Origin of the sequence: Escherichia sp. E10V5, from assembly GCF_004212315.1 — a bacterium.
Lineage (GTDB): Bacteria > Pseudomonadota > Gammaproteobacteria > Enterobacterales > Enterobacteriaceae > Escherichia.
Map to the genome: position 1 here is coordinate 462,481 of NZ_RHJM01000003.1, position 23,327 is coordinate 485,807.

Annotated in this window: 22 protein-coding genes and 1 riboswitch; of the genes, 11 read left to right on the forward strand and 11 right to left on the reverse strand. The window is 52.4% G+C overall.

Translation table 11 applies throughout. The features are described 5' to 3' along the window. Positions 1 to 24: 24 nt before the first annotated feature. Together araA and araB are read right to left on the reverse strand one after the other, a co-directional pair. Positions 25 to 1,527 (reverse strand): L-arabinose isomerase, encoded by a 1,503-nt coding sequence (gene araA, locus D9738_RS04165; RefSeq protein WP_000151734.1) that lies wholly within the window; start codon positions 1,525 to 1,527, stop codon positions 25 to 27. 10 nt (positions 1,528 to 1,537) lie between these two features. After that, positions 1,538 to 3,238: a ribulokinase gene (araB, locus tag D9738_RS04170; RefSeq protein WP_130259622.1), complete on the reverse strand. Its 1,701-nt coding sequence runs from the start codon at positions 3,236 to 3,238 to the stop codon at positions 1,538 to 1,540. A 338-nt stretch (positions 3,239 to 3,576) separates the two neighbouring features. Here araB and araC point away from each other — a divergent pair, with 338 nt between their 5' ends. Next, positions 3,577 to 4,455, forward strand: a complete 879-nt coding sequence (gene araC, locus D9738_RS04175; protein WP_130205064.1) for an arabinose operon transcriptional regulator AraC — start codon at positions 3,577 to 3,579, stop codon at positions 4,453 to 4,455. 85 nt (positions 4,456 to 4,540) lie between these two features. Further along, positions 4,541 to 5,305: a DedA family protein gene (locus tag D9738_RS04180; protein ID WP_130217442.1), complete on the forward strand. Its 765-nt coding sequence runs from the start codon at positions 4,541 to 4,543 to the stop codon at positions 5,303 to 5,305. 76 nt (positions 5,306 to 5,381) lie between these two features. Here D9738_RS04180 and thiQ read toward each other — a convergent pair whose 3' ends face one another. The 4 genes from thiQ to sgrR all read right to left on the reverse strand — a co-directional run bounded on the left by thiQ (position 5,382) and on the right by sgrR (position 10,452). Continuing rightward, complete coding sequence (gene thiQ / locus D9738_RS04185) at positions 5,382 to 6,080, reverse strand: thiamine ABC transporter ATP-binding protein ThiQ (RefSeq protein WP_130204890.1); 699 nt, start codon at positions 6,078 to 6,080, stop codon at positions 5,382 to 5,384. Beyond that, positions 6,064 to 7,674, reverse strand: a complete 1,611-nt coding sequence (gene thiP, locus D9738_RS04190) for a thiamine/thiamine pyrophosphate ABC transporter permease ThiP (protein ID WP_130259623.1) — start codon at positions 7,672 to 7,674, stop codon at positions 6,064 to 6,066. The genes thiQ and thiP overlap by 17 nt, the downstream gene beginning before the upstream one ends. After that, on the reverse strand, positions 7,650 to 8,633 hold the full coding sequence (gene thiB / locus D9738_RS04195; RefSeq protein ID WP_130259624.1) for a thiamine ABC transporter substrate binding subunit: 984 nt from the start codon (positions 8,631 to 8,633) through the stop codon (positions 7,650 to 7,652). Before thiB ends, thiP begins: the two co-directional genes overlap by 25 nt. Before the next feature lie 30 nt (positions 8,634 to 8,663). After that, positions 8,664 to 8,763, reverse strand: a riboswitch (TPP riboswitch). Positions 8,764 to 8,796: 33 nt separating this feature from the next. Further along, positions 8,797 to 10,452, reverse strand: coding sequence for a DNA-binding transcriptional regulator SgrR (gene sgrR / locus D9738_RS04200; protein ID WP_130259625.1), 1,656 nt, complete (start codon positions 10,450 to 10,452; stop codon positions 8,797 to 8,799). Between the two features lie 88 nt (positions 10,453 to 10,540). Between sgrR and sgrT the strand changes: the two genes are divergently transcribed. Then, a complete protein-coding gene (gene sgrT, locus D9738_RS04205) occupies positions 10,541 to 10,672 on the forward strand; it encodes a glucose uptake inhibitor SgrT (RefSeq protein WP_130204898.1) in 132 nt (43 codons plus the stop codon). A 107-nt stretch (positions 10,673 to 10,779) separates the two neighbouring features. Here sgrT and leuD read toward each other — a convergent pair whose 3' ends face one another. The 5 genes from leuD to leuL all read right to left on the reverse strand — a co-directional run bounded on the left by leuD (position 10,780) and on the right by leuL (position 15,638). Further along, the gene (gene leuD, locus D9738_RS04210) at positions 10,780 to 11,385 is read right to left on the reverse strand and encodes a 3-isopropylmalate dehydratase small subunit (protein ID WP_130259626.1); all 606 of its coding nucleotides are present in this window, start codon (positions 11,383 to 11,385) and stop codon (positions 10,780 to 10,782) included. Between the two features lie 10 nt (positions 11,386 to 11,395). After that, positions 11,396 to 12,796 (reverse strand): 3-isopropylmalate dehydratase large subunit, encoded by a 1,401-nt coding sequence (leuC, locus tag D9738_RS04215; RefSeq protein WP_130259627.1) that lies wholly within the window; start codon positions 12,794 to 12,796, stop codon positions 11,396 to 11,398. Between the two features lie 2 nt (positions 12,797 to 12,798). Continuing rightward, positions 12,799 to 13,890, reverse strand: coding sequence for a 3-isopropylmalate dehydrogenase (leuB, locus tag D9738_RS04220; protein WP_130259628.1), 1,092 nt, complete (start codon positions 13,888 to 13,890; stop codon positions 12,799 to 12,801). Then, positions 13,890 to 15,461: a 2-isopropylmalate synthase gene (gene leuA, locus D9738_RS04225; protein ID WP_097291249.1), complete on the reverse strand. Its 1,572-nt coding sequence runs from the start codon at positions 15,459 to 15,461 to the stop codon at positions 13,890 to 13,892. The genes leuB and leuA overlap by 1 nt, the downstream gene beginning before the upstream one ends. Before the next feature lie 90 nt (positions 15,462 to 15,551). Further along, complete coding sequence (gene leuL / locus D9738_RS04230; RefSeq protein ID WP_001300467.1) at positions 15,552 to 15,638, reverse strand: leu operon leader peptide; 87 nt, start codon at positions 15,636 to 15,638, stop codon at positions 15,552 to 15,554. Between the two features lie 660 nt (positions 15,639 to 16,298). On the opposite strand from leuL, the gene leuO reads away from it, so the two are divergent. The 8 genes from leuO to ftsL all read left to right on the forward strand — a co-directional run bounded on the left by leuO (position 16,299) and on the right by ftsL (position 23,326). Next, positions 16,299 to 17,243, forward strand: a complete 945-nt coding sequence (gene leuO / locus D9738_RS04235) for a transcriptional regulator LeuO (RefSeq protein WP_130204908.1) — start codon at positions 16,299 to 16,301, stop codon at positions 17,241 to 17,243. Positions 17,244 to 17,560: 317 nt separating this feature from the next. Next, positions 17,561 to 19,285 carry an acetolactate synthase 3 large subunit gene (ilvI, locus tag D9738_RS04240; RefSeq protein WP_130259629.1) on the forward strand — a complete coding sequence of 575 codons (1,725 nt, stop codon included), beginning with the start codon at positions 17,561 to 17,563 and terminating at the stop codon, positions 19,283 to 19,285. A gap of 2 nt (positions 19,286 to 19,287) precedes the next feature. Continuing rightward, positions 19,288 to 19,779 carry an acetolactate synthase small subunit gene (gene ilvN, locus D9738_RS04245; RefSeq protein ID WP_001252744.1) on the forward strand — a complete coding sequence of 164 codons (492 nt, stop codon included), beginning with the start codon at positions 19,288 to 19,290 and terminating at the stop codon, positions 19,777 to 19,779. Positions 19,780 to 19,790: 11 nt separating this feature from the next. Further along, positions 19,791 to 19,877 carry a hypothetical protein gene (locus D9738_RS04250; RefSeq protein WP_032160836.1) on the forward strand — a complete coding sequence of 29 codons (87 nt, stop codon included), beginning with the start codon at positions 19,791 to 19,793 and terminating at the stop codon, positions 19,875 to 19,877. Between the two features lie 81 nt (positions 19,878 to 19,958). Continuing rightward, entirely contained in the window at positions 19,959 to 20,963 is a 1,005-nt protein-coding gene (gene cra / locus D9738_RS04255) for a catabolite repressor/activator (RefSeq protein WP_064525210.1), read from the forward strand. A gap of 599 nt (positions 20,964 to 21,562) precedes the next feature. Next, positions 21,563 to 22,021, forward strand: coding sequence for a division/cell wall cluster transcriptional repressor MraZ (mraZ, locus tag D9738_RS04260; protein WP_064525207.1), 459 nt, complete (start codon positions 21,563 to 21,565; stop codon positions 22,019 to 22,021). A gap of 1 nt (position 22,022) precedes the next feature. Next, positions 22,023 to 22,964: a 16S rRNA (cytosine(1402)-N(4))-methyltransferase RsmH gene (gene rsmH, locus D9738_RS04265; protein WP_130259630.1), complete on the forward strand. Its 942-nt coding sequence runs from the start codon at positions 22,023 to 22,025 to the stop codon at positions 22,962 to 22,964. Continuing rightward, on the forward strand, positions 22,961 to 23,326 hold the full coding sequence (gene ftsL, locus D9738_RS04270) for a cell division protein FtsL (protein WP_000625658.1): 366 nt from the start codon (positions 22,961 to 22,963) through the stop codon (positions 23,324 to 23,326). The genes rsmH and ftsL overlap by 4 nt, the downstream gene beginning before the upstream one ends. Position 23,327: the final 1 nt, after the last annotated feature.

Consider the following 23,327-nt stretch of genomic DNA (forward strand, 5'->3'; position numbering starts at 1 on the left):
GCGTTACATACCTGATGCGGCTACTTAGCGACGAAATCCGTAATACACTTCGTTCCAGCGCAGCGCGTCTTTAAACGCTGGCAGGCGGGTGTCGTTATCAATCACCGTGATTTCAATGTCGTGCATCTCGGCGAACTGGCGCATATCGTTAAGGTTCAGCGCATGGCTGAAGACGGTGTGGTGCGCACCACCAGCAAGGATCCACGCTTCGGAAGCGGTTGGCAGATCCGGTTGCGCTTTCCACAGCGCATTCGCCACCGGCAGTTTTGGCAGGGAGTGCGGTGTTTTCACCGTGTCGATGCAGTTAACCAGCAGACGATAACGATCGCCGAGATCAATCAGGCTGGCGACAATCGCCGGACCGGTTTGGGTATTGAAGATCAGGCGGGCAGGATCATCTTTACCACCAATACCGAGGTGCTGAACGTCGAGGATCGGTTTCTCTTCTACGGCGATCGACGGGCAGACTTCCAGCATGTGGGAGCCGAGCACCAGGTCATTACCTTTCTCGAAGTGATAGGTGTAGTCCTCCATAAAGGAGGTGCCGCCCTGCAGACCGGTTGACATCACCTTCATGATGCGAAGCAGGGCGGCAGTTTTCCAGTCGCCTTCGCCCGCAAAGCCGTAGCCTTGCTGCATCAGACGCTGTACGGCCAGGCCAGGAAGCTGTTTCAGACCGTGTAAATCTTCAAAAGTGGTGGTGAACGCGTGGAAGCCACCTTGTTCCAGGAAACGCTTCATCCCCAACTCAATACGCGCCGCTTCCAGCACGTTCTGTCGTTTTTCGCCGTGGATTTGTGTGGCAGGCGTCATGGTGTAGCAGCTTTCGTACTCATCGACCAGCGCGTTAACATCGCCATCGCTGATGGAGTTCACCACCTGCACCAGATCGCCAACCGCCCAGGTATTGACGGAGAAACCGAACTTGATCTGTGCGGCAACTTTATCGCCGTCAGTGACCGCCACTTCACGCATGTTATCGCCAAAACGGCAGACTTTCAGATGACGGGTATCCTGTTTAGATACCGCCTGACGCATCCAGGAGCCGATACGCTCATGTGCTTGTTTATCCTGCCAGTGACCGGTAACGACGGCATGTTGCTGACGCATACGCGCGCCGATGAAACCGAACTCGCGACCGCCATGTGCAGTCTGGTTCAGGTTCATAAAGTCCATGTCGATGCTGTCCCACGGTAGCGCCGCGTTAAACTGGGTGTGGAATTGCAGCAACGGTTTGTTGAGCATGGTCAGGCCGTTGATCCACATTTTGGCCGGGGAGAAGGTGTGCAGCCATACCACCAGACCCGCGCAACGATCGTCGTAATTGGCATCGCGGCAAATTGCGGTGATTTCGTCCGGCGTGGTACCCAGCGGTTTCAGCACCAGTTTGCAGGGCAGTTTCGCTTCCGTATTCAGCGCATTAACGACGTGCTCGGCATGTTGGGTGACCTGACGCAGGGTTTCCGGGCCATACAAATGCTGGCTGCCAATTACAAACCACACTTCATAATTATCAAAAATCGTCATTGTCGTGTCCTTATAGAGTCGGAACGGCCTGGGCAGCCTGTGCCGGGGCGGAAGTTGGAAGATAATGTTGTTCGGCGCTTATCGCCCATTGCTGATAGCGGCGATAAAGCTGTTCAAAGCGTTGTGCCTGTTCGGTACGTGGTTGCAGGGTTTTCTCTACCGCACTGGCCATTTTTTGCTGGGCTGATGGGATGTCGGCATGCACTTTTGCGGCGACGGCAGCAAAAATCGCCGCACCGAGCGCGCAACACTGATCAGAGGCAACAATTTGCAGCGGGCGATTCAGCACGTCGCAGCAGGCTTGCATAATCACCTGGTTTTTCCGTGCAATGCCGCCCAGCGCCATCACGTTGTTTACGGCGATTCCCTGGTTAGTGAAGCACTCCTGAATTGCGCGCGCGCCAAAAGCGGTAGCGGCAATTAAACCGCCGAACAGTAGCGGAGCGTCGGTAGCGAGGTTCAGGTCGGTAATCACCCCTTTCAGGCGTTGGTTAGCGTTTGGCGTGCGACGACCATTAAACCAGTCGAGTACCACTGGCAGGTGATCCAGAGACGGGTTTTGAGCCCATGCTTCGGTCAGCGCCGGAAGCAGTTGTTTCTGGCTGGCTTTGATTTGCTCTTTCAGTTCCGGATGCTGGGCGGCAAGCTGTTCCAGCGGCCAGCCGAGTACGCGACCAAACCAGGCGTAGATATCACCAAACGCCGACTGACCTGCTTCCAGACCGATAAATCCAGGAACCACGCTGCCATCAACCTGACCGCAAATGCCTTTAACTGCCCGCTCGCCAACGCTCTGTTTGTCGGCAATCAGAATGTCGCAGGTGGAAGTACCGATAACTTTTACCAGTGCGTTAGGCTGTGCGCCTGCGCCGACTGCGCCCATATGGCAGTCAAACGCGCCGCCGGAAATCACCACGCTTTCAGGCAGGCCGAGACGCTGCGCCCATTCCGGGCATAAGGTGCCCACCGGAATATCGGCAGTCCAGGTGTCAGTGAACAGCGGGGAAGGCAAATGGCGATTGAGGATCGGGTCCAGTTCGTCAAAGAAACTGGCTGGAGGTAAACCGCCCCAGCTTTCATGCCACAGAGATTTATGCCCGGCGCTGCAACGTCCGCGGCGAATATCCTGCGGGCGTGTGGTGCCGGAGAGCAGGGCGGGTACCCAGTCGCACAGTTCAATCCACGATGCGGCAGATTGCGCCACGGCGCTATCCTGGCGAGTCACATGCAGGATTTTTGCCCAGAACCATTCGCTGGAATAAATACCGCCAATATAGCGAGAGTAGTCAGTTTTGCCCGGTGTATGACACAAACGGGTGATCTCTTCCGCTTCTTCAACCGCCGTGTGGTCTTTCCACAAAACGAACATCGCGTTCGGGTTTTTGGCAAACTCCGGGCGTAGCGCCAGCACGTTGCCGTCGGCGTCGATTGGTGCAGGTGTGGAGCCGGTGGTGTCCACGCCAATCCCGACCACCGCTGCGCGCTGTTCGGCGCTAAGTTCTGCCAGCACGGTTTTCAGCGCCGCTTCCATTGACTCAATGTAGTCACGCGGGTGATGACGGAACTGGTTATTCGGGGCGTCACAAAATTGCCCTTCCTGCCAACGGGGATACCACTCTACGCTGGTGGCGATCTCTTCACCGGTGGCGCATTCCACCGCCAAAGCTCGCACAGAATCACTGCCAAAATCGAGGCCAATTGCAATCGCCATCGTTTCACTCCATCCAAAAAAACGGGTATGGAGAAACAGTAGAGAGTTGCGAAAAAAAGCGTCAGGCAGGATCCGCTAATCTTATGGATAAAAATGCTATTGCATAGCAAAGTGTGACGCCGTGCAAATAATCAATGTGGACTTTTCTGCCGTGATTATAGACACTTTTGTTACGCGTTTTTGTTATGGCTATTGCCCCCCTTTGTTACAAAATGCTTTTCACAAGCGGGGTTGCCGGTTGGATTAGCGAGAAGAGCCAGTAAAAGACGCAGTGACGGCAATGTCTGATGCAATATGGACAATTGGTTTCTTCTCTGAATGGCGGGAGTATGAAAAGTATGGCTGAAGCGCAAAATGATCCCTTGCTGCCGGGTTACTCGTTCAACGCCCATCTGGTGGCGGGTTTAACGCCGATTGAGGCCAACGGTTATCTCGATTTTTTTATCGACCGACCGCTGGGAATGAAAGGCTATATTCTCAATCTCACCATTCGCGGACAGGGCATAGTGAAAAACCAGGGGCGAGAATTTGTCTGCCGACCAGGCGATATTTTGCTATTCCCGCCGGGAGAAATTCATCACTACGGTCGTCATCCGGAGGCCCGCGAATGGTATCACCAGTGGGTTTACTTTCGCCCCCGCGCTTACTGGCACGAATGGCTTAACTGGCCGTCGATATTTGCCAATACCGGTTTCTTTCGCCCGAACGAAGCGCATCAGCCGCATTTCAGCGATTTGTTCGGGCAAATTATCAATGCCGGACAAGTAGAAGGGCGCTATTCGGAGTTGTTGGCGATAAATCTTCTTGAGCAATTGTTACTGCGGCGCATGGAAGTCATTAATGAGTCGCTACATCCGCCAATGGATAATCGGGTACGCGAGGCTTGTCAGTACATCAGCGATCACCTTGCGGACAGCAATTTTGATATCGCCAGTGTCGCACAGCATGTCTGCTTGTCTCCGTCGCGTCTGTCGCATCTGTTCCGCCAGCAATTAGGGATTAGTGTCTTAAGCTGGCGCGAAGATCAACGCATCAGTCAGGCGAAGCTGCTATTGAGCACGACTCGTATGCCTATCGCCACCGTCGGGCGCAATGTTGGCTTTGATGATCAACTCTATTTCTCACGGGTATTTAAAAAATGTACAGGCGCCAGCCCGAGCGAGTTTCGTGCCGGTTGTGAAGAAAAAGTGAATGATGTAGCTCTCAGGTTGTCATAATTGGTAACGAATCAGACGATTGACGGCTTGACGGAGTAGCATTGGGTTTGCAGAATCCCTGCTTCGTCCATTTGACAGGCACATTATGCAAGCATTGCTGGAACACTTTATTACCCAATCCACTGTGTATTCATTGATGGCGGTGGTGTTGGTGGCCTTTCTGGAGTCACTGGCGCTGGTCGGTTTGATTCTGCCCGGTACGGTGCTGATGGCGGGGCTGGGGGCGCTGATAGGTAGCGGCGAGTTAAGTTTCTGGCACGCCTGGCTGGCGGGGATTGTTGGCTGCCTGATGGGCGACTGGATCTCCTTCTGGCTGGGCTGGCGGTTTAAAAAGCCGCTGCATCGCTGGTCATTTCTGAAGAAAAACAAAGCGTTACTCGATAAAACCGAGCATGCGCTGCATCAACACAGCATGTTTACCATTCTGGTCGGACGCTTTGTCGGGCCGACGCGCCCGCTAGTGCCAATGGTGGCGGGGATGCTGGATCTGCCTGTGGCGAAATTTATCACGCCAAATATTATCGGCTGCCTGTTATGGCCTCCGTTTTACTTCCTGCCGGGGATTCTGGCGGGCGCGGCGATCGATATTCCTGCCGGAATGCAGAGTGGCGAGTTTAAATGGTTGCTGCTGGCGACGGCGGTGTTTTTGTGGGTTGGCGGTTGGTTGTGCTGGCGATTATGGCGCAGCGGCAAGGTAACCGATCGTTTAAGTCATTATTTGTCGCGTGGTCATCTGCTGTGGCTGGCGCCGCTAATTTCTGGTGTTGGTGTTGTGGCGCTGGTGGTGTTAATTCGCCATCCGTTGATGCCGGTGTATATCGATATATTGCGTAAAGTGGTTGGGGTTTAGAGGATAGTCTTGTGCGGGGCGCCTGATGCGGACAAAACGTCGGATAAGGCGTTCACGCCGCATCCGACAGTGCATATTAACCTGTAATTCCCAACAGCGCCGAAGCACTCGCCTTACCACTCAACAACTCATCGGTCATACCCTGCCAGGCGATGCGCCCGTCGGCGACCACCACCGAGCGCGTGGCTATCCGCGCCGCATCTTCCACACTGTGCGACACCATCAATAACGTCATTTTTTGCTGCTGGCAGCTTGTACTGACCAGCGTCAGCATCTCCTGACGCAGCGCCGGGTCGAGCGCCGAGAACGGTTCATCGAGCAATAAAATCGGCTGTTCGCGCACCAGGCAACGCGCCAGAGCCACGCGCTGCCGCTGACCGCCGGAAAGCTCGCCCGGTAACCGCGTTATTAAATTATCAATCCCCATCTGGCGTGCGATAGCATGCATTTTCTCCTGCTGTGCCGCGTTCAGCTTCAGTCCTGGATTAAGCCCCAGCCCGATGTTCTGCGCGACCGTCAGGTGACTGAACAGGTTGTTCTCCTGAAACAGCATCGATACCGGACGGCGTGACGGCGGCGTCGTGGTGTGATCAACGCCGTCGATAGTCAGCGAACCGCTGGCTGGCGTCAGAAAACCGGCGATCAAATTCAGTAGGGTACTTTTACCCGCGCCGCTTGGCCCGAGGATCGCCACCTGCTCGCCGCGCTCCACCGTTAAGCTAAAACGCATCGGCAAATGGTGGTAAAGCCAGGTGATATCAGTCAGTTTTAACATTTCGCCCCGGTAGTTTTTCAATCACGGTAAACAGCAGAAAACAGAGCAGCAGCAGAATTAACGCGGTGACCGCGCCGTCCTGGCTGCGATAGGAGCCAATTTGCTGGTAGAGATAAAACGGCAGGGTGCGGAAATCATCGTTACCGAACAACGCCACCACGCCAAAATCACCAATCGACAACACGCAGGCAAAGGCCAGCGCCTGCGCCAGCGGACGTTTCAGAGCGCGCAGCTCCACCACTTTTAAGCGTGACCAGCCTTCAATACCCAGCGACTGACACAACATGCTGTAGCGGGCGGTGATATCGCGCATTGGGTTTTCCAGCACCTTCAGCGCGTAAGGGATCGCCATTAACGCATTGGTGAAAATCACAATGCCGTCAGCAGATTGTGGCAGGCCAATAGTGTTGTTGAGCAGCAAAAAGAAGCCCGTTGCCAGCACAATCCCCGGCATGGCGAGGATCAACATGCCGCTCATCTCCAGCGCCTGGCCCGCCAGCATTTTTTGCCGCGCCCGCAGTTCGCGACTGCTCCATAGCAGCATCATGGTCAGCACTACGCACAATACACCTGCCGCCAGCGCAATACGCAACGAGGTCCACAGCGCCTGCCACAGCACCGGTTGTGCCAGCACTTCCGGCAACTGGCGATTTACCCCATCGACAATCACCGCCAGTAACGGTGGCAGCAACAGCAGCAGCGCCAGCACGATCAATACCGTATCGCAAATGCGGCTATGCAGACGATCGTCCGGGTCGCGCCAGCCCTGAACCAACGTGGTACCAGGCGCAATGGCCTTACTCAATCGCTGACTCAATAGCACCAGTCCGAGGCAACACACCATCTGGATCAGCGCCAGCATCGCCGCGCGGGCGGGATCGTAGTCGTAACTCAGTGCCTGATAGATTGCCAGCTCGATAGTGGTCGCCTGCGGACCGCCCCCCAGCGATAGCACGGTGGCGAAGCTGGCGAAACAGAGCATAAAGATAAGTGCAGCAACCGGCGGAATTTGTCGCCGTAACCACGGCCATTCGACGAAACGAAAGAAGTGCCAGCCGCGCATCCCAAGCTGGGCAGCAAGCTGGCGCTGCTCGCCGGGAATGTTTTCCAGCGCCTGGAGTAATAAGCGGCTCGCCATCGGCAGATTAAAAAATACGTGCGCCAGCAAAATGCCTTGCAGGCCGTAGGGCGAAAAGGTCCACTCCAGACCAAGCGATTGCCAGAGCGATGCCAGCCAGCCCTGGCGACCATAGACGCTAAGAATGCCGAAAACGGCGACCAACACCGGGAGGATCAAGGTCATTGCGCACAGACGCAACAGCGCCTGCCGCCCCAGAAAGCGCCTGCGGTAGAGGGCGCGGGCGAGGAAAATCGCAGGAACGACAGAGAGCAGCGCCGAAAGAAACGCCTGCCAGAAGGAGAAACGCACCACATGCCACAGGTAGCTGTCCTGCCAGATTGTTGCCCAGTCACCCTGCGGCGCGTTCCACCACAGGGCGAGAAACGCCGCCAGTGCAACCGCCACCACAAGCGTAGCAGCGCTTACACCTGGAATTAACCAGCCGGGAATTAACGGCTGACGGCGCGTTGCCATTCGCTAATCCAGGTCTGACGTTGTGCCGCCACTTCGGCTGGCGTGAACTCCAGCGTGGTTGCTGGTTTGGTCAATTGTTCAAACCCGGCAGGCAGCGTGACGTTTGCTACCGGATACATCCAGTTGCCAGTTGGAATCGCATTCTGGAAAGCCGGAGAAACCATAAACTGGAGGAATTTTTGCGCCAGCTCCGGCTGCTTGCTGGCAGCGGTGCGAGCGGCAACTTCCACCTGCAGATAGTGACCTTCGCTGAAGTTCGCAGCGGCGTAGTTATCTTTCTTCTCTTCGAGAATGTGATAAGCCGGAGAGGTGGTGTAGCTCAGTACCAGATCGCTTTCGCCTTTTAAAAACAGGCCGTAGGCTTCGCTCCAGCCTTTGGTGACCGTGACAGTTTTCTTCGCCAGCTTCTGCCAGGCTTGTGGGGCGTCATCGCCATAGACTTTTTGCATCCACAACAGCAGACCCAGCCCCGGCGTACTGGTACGCGGATCCTGATAAATCACTCGCCAGTTTTGATCGCTCTCAACCAGCTCCTTCAGGCTTTGCGGCGGATTTTTCAGTTTGTTTTTGTCATAGACGAAGGCGAAGTAGCCGTAATCAAACGGTACGAAAGTGTCATTATTCCAGCCGCCGGGAATGTTTACTGCATCCGCTGCCACACCGCTTTTGGCAAACAGTCCGGTTTTACTGGCGGCGTCTAACAGATTGTTATCCAGCCCCAGCACCACATCGGCTTTGCTGTTTTTGCCTTCCATCCGTAGACGGTTGAGAAGCGAAACGCCATCTTCCAGCGCCACCAGTTTCAGTTCGCAATTACAGTCGGCTTCAAAGGCTTTTTTGACCACCGGACCAGGCCCCCAGTCGGCGGCGAAGGAATCGTAGGTATAAACAGTCAGAACGGGTTTAGCGAAAACAGGCGCTGTGCACAGCAACAGCAGGGGAAGACATTTTTTTAACACTTTGCACCTCAAAAAAGAGTGGCAAAGGACTTGAGAAGGAGCCTCAAATCCCTTCGCCGGCGTTATCCGGATCAGGTTCGACGGGTATTTTCTCAGCGCACGCGTCCGCGTGGCACCCCGTTGAGAACGGCGTTAGTGTAGTGATTTTGTTATCAACCAGCAATCATGGATCCGGTGGCGCAAACCACGCTGATTTAAAATCGAACCAGCCGAGGGTGTTCATGCGCAGGCCGCGCATACTGCGTTGCCCCTGAATAATCAGCCAGTGGTGGATCAGCGGCACCATCGCTTTGCTGGCTACTAACCGCTGGCACCAGTTCGCCAGGTTCATCTCGCCGTTGCGCCAGCGCGTGGCGTCGGCTTGCCAGTCGAGAGGAATACAGTGTTGTAGCAGCGGTACTTCGTACAAATGCGCAAACAGCGAAAAATCCAGCGGCAGCGTAAAGTTGGCGCTGTTAAGCCAGATATCGCTTTCGATCTCACCTTCGTGCCACTGATCGTAGCTGATCTCTTTGATTTCCAGCGTGACCTGGTGACTTGCCAGAATCTGCTGCATGATCCTGGCAATCACCCGATGTTCAATATGATCCTGATAAAAGGTCAGGGTGAGATGTTCCAGCCCGGCAGGTTTTTCGCAATGTGTTGGGCGGGCATGGTGCCAGCGGGGGAGCAGCCCATAGGCCGGAAACCACAGTTGCTGGTACTGTTCCTCGGCGAAATAAACCAGATTGGTCGGCGAAAGCACATAGCTTATCCAGTCTCTGACTTGCTGATTCGCCCCGCGATGGGTGCGACTGTCGAACAGTAGATAGTAGCAACCTTCTTCAAGGCGACTTTCAATCTCTTTTTCCTCGCCCTGCGGCCCTTTCAGCATCAGGCCTCCTGCGGGGTCATCGGCAATTTCCGGCAAGACCCAGACGTTAACTTCGTCGATTAATGCCCGATAACCGAAGAAATCATCGAATGCCTGAATTTTCAGTTGGTTAGTGCTGTTACGCATTACCGCATACGGACCGGTACCGATAGGGTGGCTGGCAAAATTGCTGAGGGTTTCCCATTCACGCGGCAGGATCATCGCCGGAACTTGCGCCAGCAGTAACGGCAACCAGCGATCTGGCTGAGTGAGATGAATATCCAGCGTCCAGGGCGTCGGCGACACAATTTCAGCGATGTGGGAATAGAGCGGCAACGTATTGATCCGCTTCAACGAGGCGATCACATCGTCTATTTCCAGTTCACGACCATGATGAAAATGGATCCCGGGGCGCAAAAAGAAGCGCCAGTGGAGTGGGGAAATTTGCTGCCAGTGGTGGGCTATGTCCGCCTCCAGTTCCCCATTTTCCTCATTTATGCGGGTTAACGCACTGAAGATTTGCCGGGCGATATGCGTTTCGGAACGGCGTAATGCGCTGCCAGGCAACAGATTACGCAACGGACGATAGTAGAGCACGCGCAGGATGTGCCGCCCCTGGCGGAAGCTACGCCCCAGATGGGAAATCAGCATTTGCCGCACAGCCGTTTTGTCGCCAACCAGCTGCACCAGTTGGTCGATATGATCCTGTTCAAGCAAATCTTCTGCCCGCTGTTGCTGAAGCGCCAGCCCGGTATACAGGAAGGTCAAACGTGAACGTTTACCGCGCCCAACTTCAGCTTCCCATGTTAACCAGCCGCGATCCTGCATGGTGTTGAGCAGGGTGCGCATATGACGACGGGAGCAGCTCAATAACTCCGCCAGTTCGTTGAGCGTCGTGTCCTGCGATTTACCCTCGCAGCATTGCCACAGGCGGATGAATTGTTGTTGCAGACGAGCTGATGGCATAAAAGGGGAACTCCTGCCTAAAAGTCAGCAATTTTATTTTCCCTATATTAAGTCAATAATTCTTAACGATGAAGCAAGGAGGTGTCCCATGCGTCAGTTTTATCAGCACTACTTTACCGCGACAGCGACGTTGTGCTGGCTGCGTTGGTTAAGCGTTCCACAACGATTAACCATGCTTGAAGAGCTGATGCAGTGGGAGGGGAGTGATTCTGAATACTGATTTGCGGACATCATGTGTGACTGAGTATTGGTGTTAATCGCCACGCCAGCAGTGATTATCTGCTGGCTTTTTTCTTTTTGGCGATTGAGTGCCGGACGGCGTACAAACTAACGCATAAATGCTGGTTGCTTCTCTTCATAAGTGGCAATAGCGTCGTCGTGCTGCAGCGTCAGACCGATGCTGTCCAGCCCATTCATCATGCAGTGGCGGCGGAAGGCATCGATGCTAAACCGATAGGTTTTCTCACCCGCTTTCACCTCTTGCGCTTCCAGGTCCACGTCGAAATGAATCCCCGGATTGGCTTTCACCAGCGCAAACAGCTCATCCACTTCGTCATCATTTAATTTCACCGGCAGCAGCTGGTTGTTGAAGCTGTTGCCGTAGAAGATGTCAGCGAAACTCGGCGCAATCACCACTTTAAAACCGTAATCGGTCAATGCCCACGGCGCGTGCTCACGCGAGGAGCCGCAGCCGAAGTTTTCCCGCGCCAGCAAAATGGAAGCGCCCTGATACTGCGGGAAGTTCAGCACGAAGTCCGGGTTTGGCTGTTGGCCTTTTTCATCCAGAAAACGCCAGTCGTTAAACAGATGCGCGCCAAAACCTGTACGCGTCACTTTCTGCAAAAACTGTTTCGGGATAATCGCATCGGTATCGACATTGGCGGCATCCAGCGGAACCACCAGGCCTGTATGTTTGATAAATTTCTCTGCCATGGTCTGCTCCTTATTTAATGTTGCGAATGTCGGCGAAATGTCCGGTCACAGCAGCGGCGGCAGCCATTGCCGGGCTGACCAGATGCGTGCGCCCGCCGCGCCCCTGGCGGCCTTCAAAGTTACGGTTGCTGGTGGAGGCACAACGTTCGCCCGGATTCAGACGGTCGTTATTCATCGCCAGACACATTGAGCAACCAGGCAAGCGCCATTCAAAACCGGCTTCAATAAAGATTTTGTCCAGACCTTCCGCTTCCGCCTGAGCTTTTACCGGGCCAGAGCCGGGAACCACCAGTGCCTGTACACCTGGCGCGACTTTTCGCCCTTTGGCGATTTCCGCCGCCGCGCGTAAATCTTCAATACGTGAGTTGGTACAAGAACCGATAAACACTTTATCGATAGCGACTTCGGTCAATGGAATACCCGGTTTCAGCCCCATATAGGCCAACGCTTTTTCTGCCGACGCGCGCTCAACCGGATCGGTAAACGAAGCCGGATCGGGAATATTGTCATTCACGGAGATCACCTGACCGGGGTTAGTTCCCCAGGTGACCTGCGGGGCGATCTCTTCTGCTTGCAGATTCACAACTGTATCGAAAGTTGCACCTTCGTCGGTTTGCAGGGTCTTCCAGTAGGCGACGGCATCGTCAAAATCTTTGCCTTTCGGCGCATGCAGGCGGCCTTTGACATAGTTAAAGGTGGTTTCGTCAGGTGCAACCAGACCGGCTTTCGCGCCCATTTCGATTGCCATATTGCACAGGGTCATACGACCTTCCATGCTTAAATCACGGATTGCTTCGCCGCAAAACTCCACCACATGCCCGGTGCCGCCAGCGCTGCCGGTTTTACCGATAATTGCCAGCACGATATCTTTCGCGGTAATGCCCGGCGCGGCTTTGCCCTGGACTTCAATTTTCATGGTCTTCGCGCGGCCCTGTTTCAGGGTTTGCGTTGCCAGCACGTGTTCAACTTCAGAAGTACCGATACCAAACGCCAGTGCGCCAAAAGCGCCGTGGGTGGCGGTATGCGAGTCGCCGCAGACAATGGTCATCCCTGGTAAGGTGACGCCCTGTTCCGGCCCCATCACGTGGACGATCCCCTGATACGGGTGATTCAGGTCATACAGCTCGACGCCAAATTCTTTGCAGTTTTTGATCAGCTCCTGCATCTGGATCCGCGCCATTTCACCGCAGGCATTAATGTCTTTGGTCTGGGTGGAGACGTTGTGATCCATGGTGGCGAAGGTTTTCCCCGGCTGACGCACCGGGCGACCGTGGGCGCGCAGGCCATCGAACGCCTGCGGTGAGGTCACTTCATGCACCAGGTGGCGGTCGATATATAACAGCGGGGTTTCGTTTTCGGCTTCGTACACTACGTGAGCGTCGAACAATTTTTCGTATAACGTCTTAGCCATGATTACACCCCTTCTGCCACATAGCGGGCAATGATATCGCCCATTTCATCGGTACTAACGGCGGCAGCGCCACGGGCTAAATCCCCGGTGCGAATGCCTTCTTCTAATGCGCGGTTAATGGCGCGTTCAATGGCGCAAGCCGCATCATCGGCATCCAGGCTGTAGCGCAGCAGCAGCGCCAGCGACAGAATTTGCGCAATCGGGTTGGCGATGTTTTTGCCTGCGATATCTGGTGCCGAGCCGCCTGCAGGTTCATACAGACCAAAACCTTGCTCGTTCAGGCTAGCGGAAGGCAACATCCCCATCGAGCCAGTGATCATCGCACACTCATCAGACAGAATGTCGCCAAACAGGTTGGAGCACAGCAGAACGTCAAACTGTGATGGATCTTTAATCAGCTGCATGGTGGCGTTGTCGATGTACATATGCGCCAGTTCGACATCCGGATATTCAATGGCGATCTCATTAACAATTTCCCGCCATAAAATAGAGGATTGCAGCACATTGGCTTTGTCGATTGAGGTGACTTTGCGACGACGCTTGCGGGCAGATTCAAACGCGATACGGGCGATACGTTCGATCTCAAAACGGTGATACACCTCGGTATCAAACGCTTTTTCATATTGTCCGCTGCCTTCACGGCCTTTTGGCTGACCGAAATAGATGCCGCCGGTCAGTTCGCGCACGCACAGGATGTCGAAGCCGTTAGCGGCAATGTCAGCGCGCAGGGGGCAGAACGCTTCCAGCCCCTGATACAGTTTTGCCGGACGCAGGTTGCTGAATAATTTGAAATGTTTACGCAAAGGCAACAGCGCGCCGCGTTCTGGTTGCTGGTTTGGTGGTAAATGTTCCCACTTCGGGCCGCCTACCGAGCCAAACAGCACGGCATCGGCTTGCTCACAACCTTCAACCGTCGCAGGCGGCAGCGGTTGTCCGTGGTTATCAATGGCTGCGCCGCCTACATCGTAATGGCTGGTGGTGATGCGCATCGCAAAGCGGTTGCGCACGGCATCCAGCACTTTCAGCGCCTGGGTCATCACTTCCGGACCAATACCGTCCCCCGGCAATACGGCAATATGGTAATTCTTCGACATCACACGGTTTCCTTGTTGTTTTCGTTGTGTTGAGCTTTGCGTTGCAACTCTTTTTCGACTTCTGCGGCGCGCCAGATATTGTTCAGTACGTGCACCATGGCTTTGGCGGAGGACTCGACAATATCGGTGGCCAGGCCGACGCCGTGGAAGCGGCGACCGTTGTAGTTGGCGACAATATCCACCTGACCCAGAGCATCTTTACCGTGACCTTTAGCGGTCAGGCTGTATTTCACCAGTTCGACGTTATAGTCAGTGATGCGGTTAATCGCCTGATAGACGGCATCGACCGGACCGTTACCGTTGGCGGCTTCCGCTTTGACTTCTTCGCCACAGACCAGTTTGACGGCGGCAGTGGCGATATCGTTAGAACCAGACTGCACGCTGAAGTAATCCAGACGGAAATGCTCCGGCTCTTCTTGCTGCTTGCCGATAAAGGCCAGCGCTTCCAGGTCATAATCAAACACCTGACCTTTTTTATCTGCCAGCTTCAGGAAGGCGTCGTACAGATTGTCTAAATTATATTCACTTTCTTTATATCCCATCTCATCCATGCGGTGTTTCACTGCCGCACGGCCTGAACGAGAGGTCAGATTCAGCTGGATTTGGTTCAGACCAATAGATTCTGGTGTCATGATTTCGTAGTTTTCGCGGTTTTTCAGCACGCCATCCTGGTGGATACCGGAGGAGTGTGCGAATGCGCCGCTACCAACAATGGCTTTGTTTGCCGGGATCGGCATATTACAAATCTGGCTAACTAACTGGCTGGTGCGCCATATCTCCTGGTGATTAATGGCGGTGTGGACGTTGAGGATATCCTTACGAACTTTGATCGCCATGATCACTTCTTCCAGCGAACAGTTTCCGGCGCGTTCGCCGATCCCGTTCATTGCGCCTTCTACCTGCCGCGCTCCGGCATGTACCGCCGCCAGTGAGTTACCTACTGCCAGGCCTAAATCGTCGTGGGTGTGTACGGAAATAATGGCTTTGTCGATGTTAGGCACGCGTTCATACAGGCCGCTGATGATTCCGGCGAACTCAAACGGCATGGTGTAGCCCACGGTGTCCGGAATGTTGATGGTGGTGGCACCGGCGTTAATCGCCGCTTCGACCACTCGCGCCAGATCGGCAATCGGGGTACGCCCGGCATCTTCGCAAGAAAATTCAACGTCATCGGTGTAATTACGGGCGCGCTTCACCATATAGATAGCGCGTTCGATCACTTCATCCAGCGTGCTGCGCAGCTTGGTGGCGATGTGCATTGGGGAGGTAGCAATAAAGGTATGAATACGGAAGGCTTCGGCGACTTTCAGAGATTCAGCCGCCACATCGATATCTTTTTCCACGCAGCGAGCTAACGCACATACGCGGCTATTTTTGACCTGGCGAGCGATGGTTTGCACCGATTCAAAATCGCCCGGCGAAGAGACGGGGAAACCAACTTCCATTACGTCAACACCCATACGCTCAAGGGCCAGCGCAATTTGCAGTTTTTCTTTCGCACTCAGACTTGCCTGTAACGCCTGTTCACCGTCGCGTAATGTGGTATCGAAAATAATAACTTGCTGGCTCATGGTTTAGGTCCTTGTCTCTTTTAGAGCGCCTCGCTTCGGGCATAAAAAAACCCGCGCAATGGCGCGGGTTGTTTTTGACTGCGTGCTGGCTTAATGCTGGATGCCGCTCACTCGTCTACCGCGCAAAGAAGATGCGTTTAGTAGTAGTAGACCGATAAAGCGAACGATGTGAGTCATTAAATCAGCTCCAGATGAATGCGATATGCTTTTAGAGTTACTGGATACAAAAACGGATGTCAACCCTGTAGTAAGAAAAGCGGCTTTTCAGCGGTAATTTTGCATGTATCAAATTAGCTAATTGTGCTGTGTATACATAAACCAACAATATTAATTTCTGTCAGCCAGATCACACTTTTCATTAATTGACATACTTCAGCATAATTTATTGCATTTAATCAATAAGTGATATGCATATAGATAGTATCAATTACCTAACCCATCCTGATGATTTTTCTGCAATTATTTATTTGATGAATGTTTAATTATTGATGAGGCTTATATTATTGATAAGTTAATAAGAAAGATATGGGTGATTAATATATAAATTTTTAATTAAAATGGCGATTTTATACATATCATGGATGATTGAGCATTCATGGTGATTATGATTATATTGTTTGTGTGACAAAAACATTATAGATAATCATGCTGTGGTGGATGACTCTCTGCGCGGCGGTGGGTTTTGTTTTAAACAGAACTCTTATCTTTATGTTTTCCTAATTTTACTCATTTTCCTTTTTCTTATTTTATATGTATGGTAAATCATATTTTTCAGGATTATTTTTTTTCTGCATTCCGGTAAGGAAAAGGGAGTTAAGTGTGACAGTGGAGTTAAGTATGCCAGAGGTAAAAACAGATCATCCAGAACCAGCAGATTTTAGTAAGCCACAGCTGCGCATGGTCGATCTAAATTTATTAACTGTTTTCGATGCCGTGATGCAGGAGCAGAATATTACTCGTGCCGCTCATGTTCTGGGAATGTCGCAACCTGCGGTCAGTAACGCTGTTGCACGCCTGAAAGTGATGTTTAATGACGAGTTGTTTGTTCGTTATGGTCGTGGTATCCAACCGACTGCCCGCGCATTTCAGCTTTTTGGCTCTGTGCGCCAGGCGCTGCAATTAGTGCAAAACGAATTACCGGGTTCAGGTTTTGAGCCTGCCAGTAGCGAGCGGGTATTCCATCTCTGTGTTTGCAGCCCGTTAGACAGCATTCTGACCTCGCAGATTTATAATCACATTGAGCAGATTGCGCCAAATATACATGTTATGTTCAAGTCTTCATTAAATCAGAACACTGAACATCAGTTGCGCTATCAGGAAACGGAGTTCGTTATAAGTTATGAAGATTTCCACCGCCCTGAATTTACTAGTGTGCCGTTATTTAAAGATGAAATGGTGCTGGTAGCCAGTAAGAACCATCCGCATATTAAAGGTCCATTACTGAAACATGATGTTTATAACGAACAACATGCGGCGGTTTCGCTCGATCGTTTCGCCTCATTTAGTCAACCGTGGTACGACACAGTAGATAAGCAAGCCAGTATTGCTTATCAGGGCATGGCAATGATGAGCGTCCTTAGCGTGGTGTCGCAAACTCACCTGGTCGCTATTGCGCCTCGTTGGCTGGCTGAAGAGTTCGCCGAATCTTTAGAATTACAGATATTACCGCTGCCGTTAAAACAGAATAGCAGAACCTGTTATCTCTCCTGGCATGAGGCTGCCGGGCGCGATAAAGGCCATCAGTGGATGGAAGAGCAATTAGTCTCTATATGTAAACGCTAAACAAAAGCAGAATAAATCAGGCATTCCTTTCTGGTTTATTCTGCTTTTTTTATTAAATGTAGAATTTTGTTCTAAATGCATGTGCGCCAGATTTCATGAAAAATTAAAAAAATAGAGAAATTGCTGTAAGTAGCCGAATCTAGCCAATTTATTATCAATTTACGCCTTCATTCTGGAGTATTTTATCGTTTCTTTTCTCCTTTCCTCCTGTTTATTCTTATTTCTTCACGTTTGTGACTCTGTCTGCCAATTGCTTAAGCAAGATCGGACGGTTAATGTGTTTTACACATTTTTTCCGCCAAACAGTGAGGCAGGCCATGGAGATGTTGTCTGGAGCCGAAATGGTCGTCCGATCGCTTATCGATCAGGGCGTTAAACAAGTATTCGGTTATCCCGGAGGCGCGGTCCTTGATATTTACGATGCATTGCATACCGTGGGGGGTATCGATCACGTATTAGTTCGTCATGAGCAAGCGGCTGTGCATATGGCCGATGGCCTGGCACGTGCAACCGGGGAAGTGGGGGTCGTGCTGGTGACGTCGGGTCCTGGGGCGACTAACGCGATTACCGGTATCGCTACTGCTTATATGGACTCCATTCCCTTGGTTGTCCTTTCTGGTCAGGTAGCGACCTCGCTGATAGGCTACGATGCCTTTCAGGAGTGCGACATGGTGGGAATTTCCCGCCCGGTGGTAAAACACAGTTTCCTGGTTAAGCAAACGGAAGATATTCCTCAGGTGCTGAAAAAAGCATTCTGGCTGGCGGCAAGTGGTCGTCCTGGGCCAGTGGTGGTTGATTTACCGAAAGATATTCTTAATCCGGCGAACAAATTACCCTACGTCTGGCCGGAGTCGGTCAGTATGCGCTCTTATAACCCGACCACACTGGGTCATAAGGGGCAGATTAAACGCGCATTGCAGACACTGGCGGCAGCGAAAAAACCGGTAGTTTACGTTGGCGGCGGCGCCGTGACTGCGAGTTGCCATCAACAACTCAAACAGATTATTGAGCAGCTTAATCTTCCCGTCGTCTCTTCATTAATGGGGCTGGGGGCGTTTCCGGCAACGCATCGTCAGGCGCTGGGGATGCTGGGAATGCACGGCACCTACGAAGCCAATATGACCATGCATAATGCCGATGTTATTTTTGCGGTCGGCGTGCGCTTTGACGATCGCACCACTAACAATCTGGCCAAGTACTGCCCGAATGCAACGGTTTTACATATTGATATCGATCCTACGTCGATCTCAAAAACCGTTACCGCCGACATTCCGATCGTTGGTGACGCGCGGTTGGTGCTGGATCAAATGCTGGTGTTGCTGGCACAAGAAACGGCTCACCAACCGTTGGATGAAATTCGTGACTGGTGGCAACAGATTGAACAGTGGCGCGCTCGCCAGTGCCTTAAATACGACACTCAGAGCGAAAAGATTAAACCGCAAGCGGTGATCGAGACACTCTGGCGGCTAACGAAAGGTGATGCATATGTCACGTCCGACGTCGGGCAGCACCAGATGTTCGCCGCGCTTTATTATCCTTTCGATAAACCGCGCCGCTGGATCAATTCCGGTGGCCTCGGCACTATGGGCTTTGGTTTGCCTGCGGCGCTGGGTGTCAAAATGGCATTGCCAGAAGAAACCGTGGTCTGTGTCACTGGCGACGGCAGCATTCAGATGAACATTCAGGAACTGTCTACCGCTTTGCAATATGAACTGCCGGTGCTGGTGGTGAATCTCAATAACCGCTATCTGGGGATGGTGAAGCAGTGGCAGGACATGATCTATTCCGGCCGCCATTCACAATCTTATATGCAGTCGCTACCGGATTTCGTTCGTCTGGCGGAAGCCTATGGCCATGTTGGGATCCAGATCTCTCATCCGCAAGAGCTGGAAAACAAACTTAGCGAGGCACTGGAACAGGTCCGCAATAATCGCCTGGTGTTTGTTGATGTCACTGTTGATGGCAGCGAGCACGTCTACCCGATGCAGATTCGTGGCGGCGGAATGGATGAAATGTGGTTAAGCAAAACGGAGAGAACCTGATTATGCGCCGGATATTATCCGTATTACTCGAAAATGAATCAGGCGCGTTATCCCGCGTGATCGGCCTCTTTTCCCAACGGGGCTATAACATTGAAAGCCTGACCGTTGCGCCAACCGACGATCCGACATTATCGCGTATGACTATCCAGACCGTGGGCGATGAAAAAGTGTTGGAGCAGATTGAAAAGCAATTACACAAGCTGGTCGATGTGCTGCGTGTTAGCGAACTGGGGCAGGGGGCGCATGTTGAGCGGGAAATCATGCTGGTGAAAATTCAGGCCAGTGGCTACGGACGTGACGAAGTGAAGCGAAATACGGAAATATTCCGTGGGCAAATCATTGATGTCACGCCATCGCTTTATACCGTTCAATTGGCGGGAACCAGCGATAAGCTTGATGCATTTTTAGCATCGATTCGCGATGTGGCGAAAATTGTGGAGGTCGCTCGTTCCGGCGTAGTAGGACTTTCGCGCGGCGATAAAATAATGCGTTGAGAATGATCTCAATGCGCAATTTACAGCCCAACATGTCACGTTGGGCTTTTTTTGCGAATTCAGTGGGAACCTGGAATAAAAGCAGTTGCCGCAGTTAATTTTCTGCGCTTAGATGTTAATGAATTTAACCCATGCCAGTACAATGGGTATGGTTTTTACATTTTACTCAAGGGGCAATTGTGAAACTGGATGAAATCGCTCGGCTGGCGGGAGTGTCGCGGACCACTGCAAGCTATGTTATTAACGGCAAAGCGAAGCAATACCGTGTGAGCGACAAAACCGTTGAAAAAGTCATGGCAGTGGTGCGTGAGCACAATTACCACCCAAATGCCGTGGCTGCTGGGCTTCGTGCTGGACGCACACGTTCGATTGGTCTTGTGATCCCCGATCTGGAGAACACAAGTTACACCCGTATCGCTAATTATCTTGAACGTCAGGCGCGGCAACGGGGTTATCAACTACTGATTGCTTGTTCCGAAGATCAGCCAGACAACGAAATGCGCTGTATTGAGCATCTTTTGCAGCGCCAGGTCGATGCCATCATTGTTTCGACGTCGCTGCCGCCGGAGCATCCTTTTTATCAACGCTGGGCTAACGACCCGTTCCCGATTGTCGCGCTGGACCGCGCCCTCGATCGTGAACACTTCACCAGCGTTGTGGGTGCCGACCAGGATGATGCAGAAATGCTGGCCGAAGAGTTACGTAAGTTTCCTGCTGAGACGGTGCTTTATCTTGGCGCGTTGCCGGAGCTTTCTGTCAGCTTCCTGCGCGAGCAGGGTTTCCGTACCGCCTGGAAAGATGATCCACGCGAAGTGCATTTCCTTTATGCCAACAGTTATGAGCGGGAAACCGCTGCCCAGTTGTTCGAAAAATGGCTGGAAACGCATCCGATGCCGCAGGCGCTGTTCACCACCTCATTTGCGTTGTTGCAAGGCGTTATGGATGTCACGCTGCGCCGCGATGGCAAACTGCCTTCTGATTTGGCAATTGCGACCTTTGGTGACAACGAATTGCTCGACTTCTTACAGTGTCCGGTACTGGCGGTAGCCCAGCGTCATCGCGATGTTGCGGAACGCGTACTGGAGATTGTGCTCGCCAGTCTGGACGAACCGCGCAAACCAAAACCAGGCTTAACACGCATTAAACGTAATCTCTATCGTCGTGGTGTACTAAGCCGTAGATAAACATTACGAAAAGATGCGCCAGTGGATTTTACCTCTGGCGCATTGAGTACGTAATTGGACATCGATATCCATAATGTAAATAAGACTATTCTGGACAATTATCCATAAGCCCTCCTGAATATCCTGCCAATTAACTCCATTCGCTGCGTTGAATGATAATTAACTCGTAACGGTAGATTGCAATTGCATTATTTTGTTACAAGCAAATCGGCAATTGCCGATTAAACAAACACTTTTCTAAACTTTTGTTCAAAGTCGCTGGCATCAGGCATGGCGCACGTGCAACAGGGACTGTTATCCGGGGGAGATATGTCCTAAAATGCCGCTCGCGTCGCAAACTGACACTTTATATTTCCATTAAGGAAAATTGAGTCGTTTTTAAAACGGTAATGATGAATGGGATTTTTTCTTACAACTATTCATGACGTTAATTTGCTTCGTTTGTTGGGCGATTTTTAAACAATGCAGATATTAGCCGTAAACATTGGGTTTTTTGCTTCGGTAAGGAATGTTCCTGGCTTGACAAGCTTTTCCTCCGCTCCGTAAACTCCTTTTAGTGGGAATTTGTGGGATAAAGTGGTAATCGGGGGGAGACTGGCATGTTCCGGGGAGCAACGTTAGTCAATCTCGACAGTAAAGGGCGCTTATCGGTGCCTACCCGTTATCGGGAAGAACTGCTCGGGAGCGCTGCCGGTCAAATGGTGTGTACCATTGACATTCATCACCCGTGCCTGCTGCTTTACCCCCTTCCTGAATGGGAAATTATCGAGCACAAATTATCGCGTCTTTCGAGCATGAACCCTGTTGAACGTCGTGTTCAACGCCTTCTGTTAGGGCATGCCAGTGAGTGTCAGCTGGATAGCGCAGGTCGATTATTAATCGCGCCTGTGTTGCGGCAGCATGCCGGGCTGACGAAAGAAGTGATGCTGGTCGGGCAGTTCAATAAGTTCGAACTGTGGGATGAAACGACCTGGCATCAACAGGTCAGGGAAGATATCGACGCTGAACAGTCTGTTACCGAAAACTTGTCGGAGCGACTGCAGGACTTGTCTCTATAAAATGATGGAAAACTATAAACATACCACGGTACTGCTGGACGAAGCCGTAAATGGCCTCAATATCCGTCCTGACGGTATCTACATTGATGGAACTTTTGGTCGCGGTGGTCACTCACGTCTGATTCTTTCGCAACTTGGCGAAACGGGACGCTTGTTGGCAATCGATCGCGACCCGCAGGCTATTGCCGTCGCGAAGACTATTAATGATCCGCGCTTCTCCATCATTCATGGACCTTTCTCTGCGCTGGGCGAATATGTCGCCGAGCGCGATCTTATCGGCAAGATCGACGGCATTCTGCTCGATCTTGGCGTCTCTTCACCGCAACTCGATGATGCTGAACGCGGTTTTTCCTTTATGCGCGATGGCCCGTTGGACATGCGTATGGACCCGACACGCGGTCAGTCTGCCGCCGAATGGCTACAAACCGCAGAAGAATCCGATATTGCCTGGGTATTAAAAACCTATGGCGAAGAGCGTTTTGCTAAACGTATTGCACGCGCCATTGTCGAGCGTAACCGCGAACAGCCGATGACCCGCACTAAAGAACTGGCAGAAGTCGTTGCTGCCGCAACGCCGGTGAAAGACAAATTCAAACATCCCGCGACCCGTACCTTCCAGGCGGTGCGCATTTGGGTGAACAGTGAACTGGAGGAGATAGAGCAGGCGCTAAAAAGCTCGCTTAACGTGCTGGCCCCAGGCGGGCGGCTTTCGATCATCAGTTTTCATTCGCTGGAAGATCGTATTGTGAAACGCTTTATGCGTGAAAACAGTCGCGGTCCACAAGTTCCGGCAGGGTTACCGATGACTGAAGAGCAGCTCAAAAAACTGGGTGGCCGTCAGTTGCGGGCACTAGGTAAGTTGATGCCGGGCGAAGAAGAGGTGGCTGAGAACCCTCGTGCCCGTAGTTCAGTTCTGCGTATTGCAGAGAGGACGAACGCATGATCAGCAGAGTGACAGAAGCCCTCAGCAAAGTTAAAGGATCGATGGGAAGCCACGAGCGCCATGCCTTGCCTGGCGTTATCGGTGACGATCTTTTGCGGTTTGGGAAGCTGCCGCTCTGCCTGTTCATTTGCATTATTTTGACGGCGGTGACTGTGGTGACCACGGCGCACCATACCCGTTTGCTCACCGCTCAGCGCGAACAACTGGTGCTGGAGCGAGACGCTTTAGACATTGAATGGCGCAACCTCATTCTTGAAGAGAATGCGCTCGGCGACCATAGCCGGGTGGAACGGATCGCCACGGAGAAGCTGCAAATGCAGCATGTTGATCCATCACAAGAAAATATCGTAGTGCAAAAATAAG

Coding starts and splice junctions, on each gene's coding strand:
- D9738_RS04250 (WP_032160836.1), top strand. CDS start 19,791: ATGCGCAATTTACAGCCCAACATGTCACGTTGGGCTTTTTTTGCGAAT.
- mraZ (WP_064525207.1), top strand. CDS start 21,563: ATGTTCCGGGGAGCAACGTTAGTCAATCTCGACAGTAAAGGGCGCTTA.
- araC (WP_130205064.1), top strand. CDS start 3,577: ATGGCTGAAGCGCAAAATGATCCCTTGCTGCCGGGTTACTCGTTCAAC.
- leuD (WP_130259626.1), bottom strand. CDS start 11,385: ATGGCAGAGAAATTTATCAAACATACAGGCCTGGTGGTTCCGCTGGAT.
- thiQ (WP_130204890.1), bottom strand. CDS start 6,080: ATGTTAAAACTGACTGATATCACCTGGCTTTACCACCATTTGCCGATG.
- leuO (WP_130204908.1), top strand. CDS start 16,299: ATGCCAGAGGTAAAAACAGATCATCCAGAACCAGCAGATTTTAGTAAG.
- thiP (WP_130259623.1), bottom strand. CDS start 7,674: ATGGCAACGCGCCGTCAGCCGTTAATTCCCGGCTGGTTAATTCCAGGT.
- araA (WP_000151734.1), bottom strand. CDS start 1,527: ATGACGATTTTTGATAATTATGAAGTGTGGTTTGTAATTGGCAGCCAG.
- leuB (WP_130259628.1), bottom strand. CDS start 13,890: ATGTCGAAGAATTACCATATTGCCGTATTGCCGGGGGACGGTATTGGT.
- ftsL (WP_000625658.1), top strand. CDS start 22,961: ATGATCAGCAGAGTGACAGAAGCCCTCAGCAAAGTTAAAGGATCGATG.
- ilvI (WP_130259629.1), top strand. CDS start 17,561: ATGGAGATGTTGTCTGGAGCCGAAATGGTCGTCCGATCGCTTATCGAT.
- rsmH (WP_130259630.1), top strand. CDS start 22,023: ATGATGGAAAACTATAAACATACCACGGTACTGCTGGACGAAGCCGTA.
- sgrT (WP_130204898.1), top strand. CDS start 10,541: ATGCGTCAGTTTTATCAGCACTACTTTACCGCGACAGCGACGTTGTGC.
- D9738_RS04180 (WP_130217442.1), top strand. CDS start 4,541: ATGCAAGCATTGCTGGAACACTTTATTACCCAATCCACTGTGTATTCA.
- leuA (WP_097291249.1), bottom strand. CDS start 15,461: ATGAGCCAGCAAGTTATTATTTTCGATACCACATTACGCGACGGTGAA.
- ilvN (WP_001252744.1), top strand. CDS start 19,288: ATGCGCCGGATATTATCCGTATTACTCGAAAATGAATCAGGCGCGTTA.
- araB (WP_130259622.1), bottom strand. CDS start 3,238: ATGGCGATTGCAATTGGCCTCGATTTTGGCAGTGATTCTGTGCGAGCT.
- leuL (WP_001300467.1), bottom strand. CDS start 15,638: ATGACTCACATCGTTCGCTTTATCGGTCTACTACTACTAAACGCATCT.
- sgrR (WP_130259625.1), bottom strand. CDS start 10,452: ATGCCATCAGCTCGTCTGCAACAACAATTCATCCGCCTGTGGCAATGC.
- leuC (WP_130259627.1), bottom strand. CDS start 12,796: ATGGCTAAGACGTTATACGAAAAATTGTTCGACGCTCACGTAGTGTAC.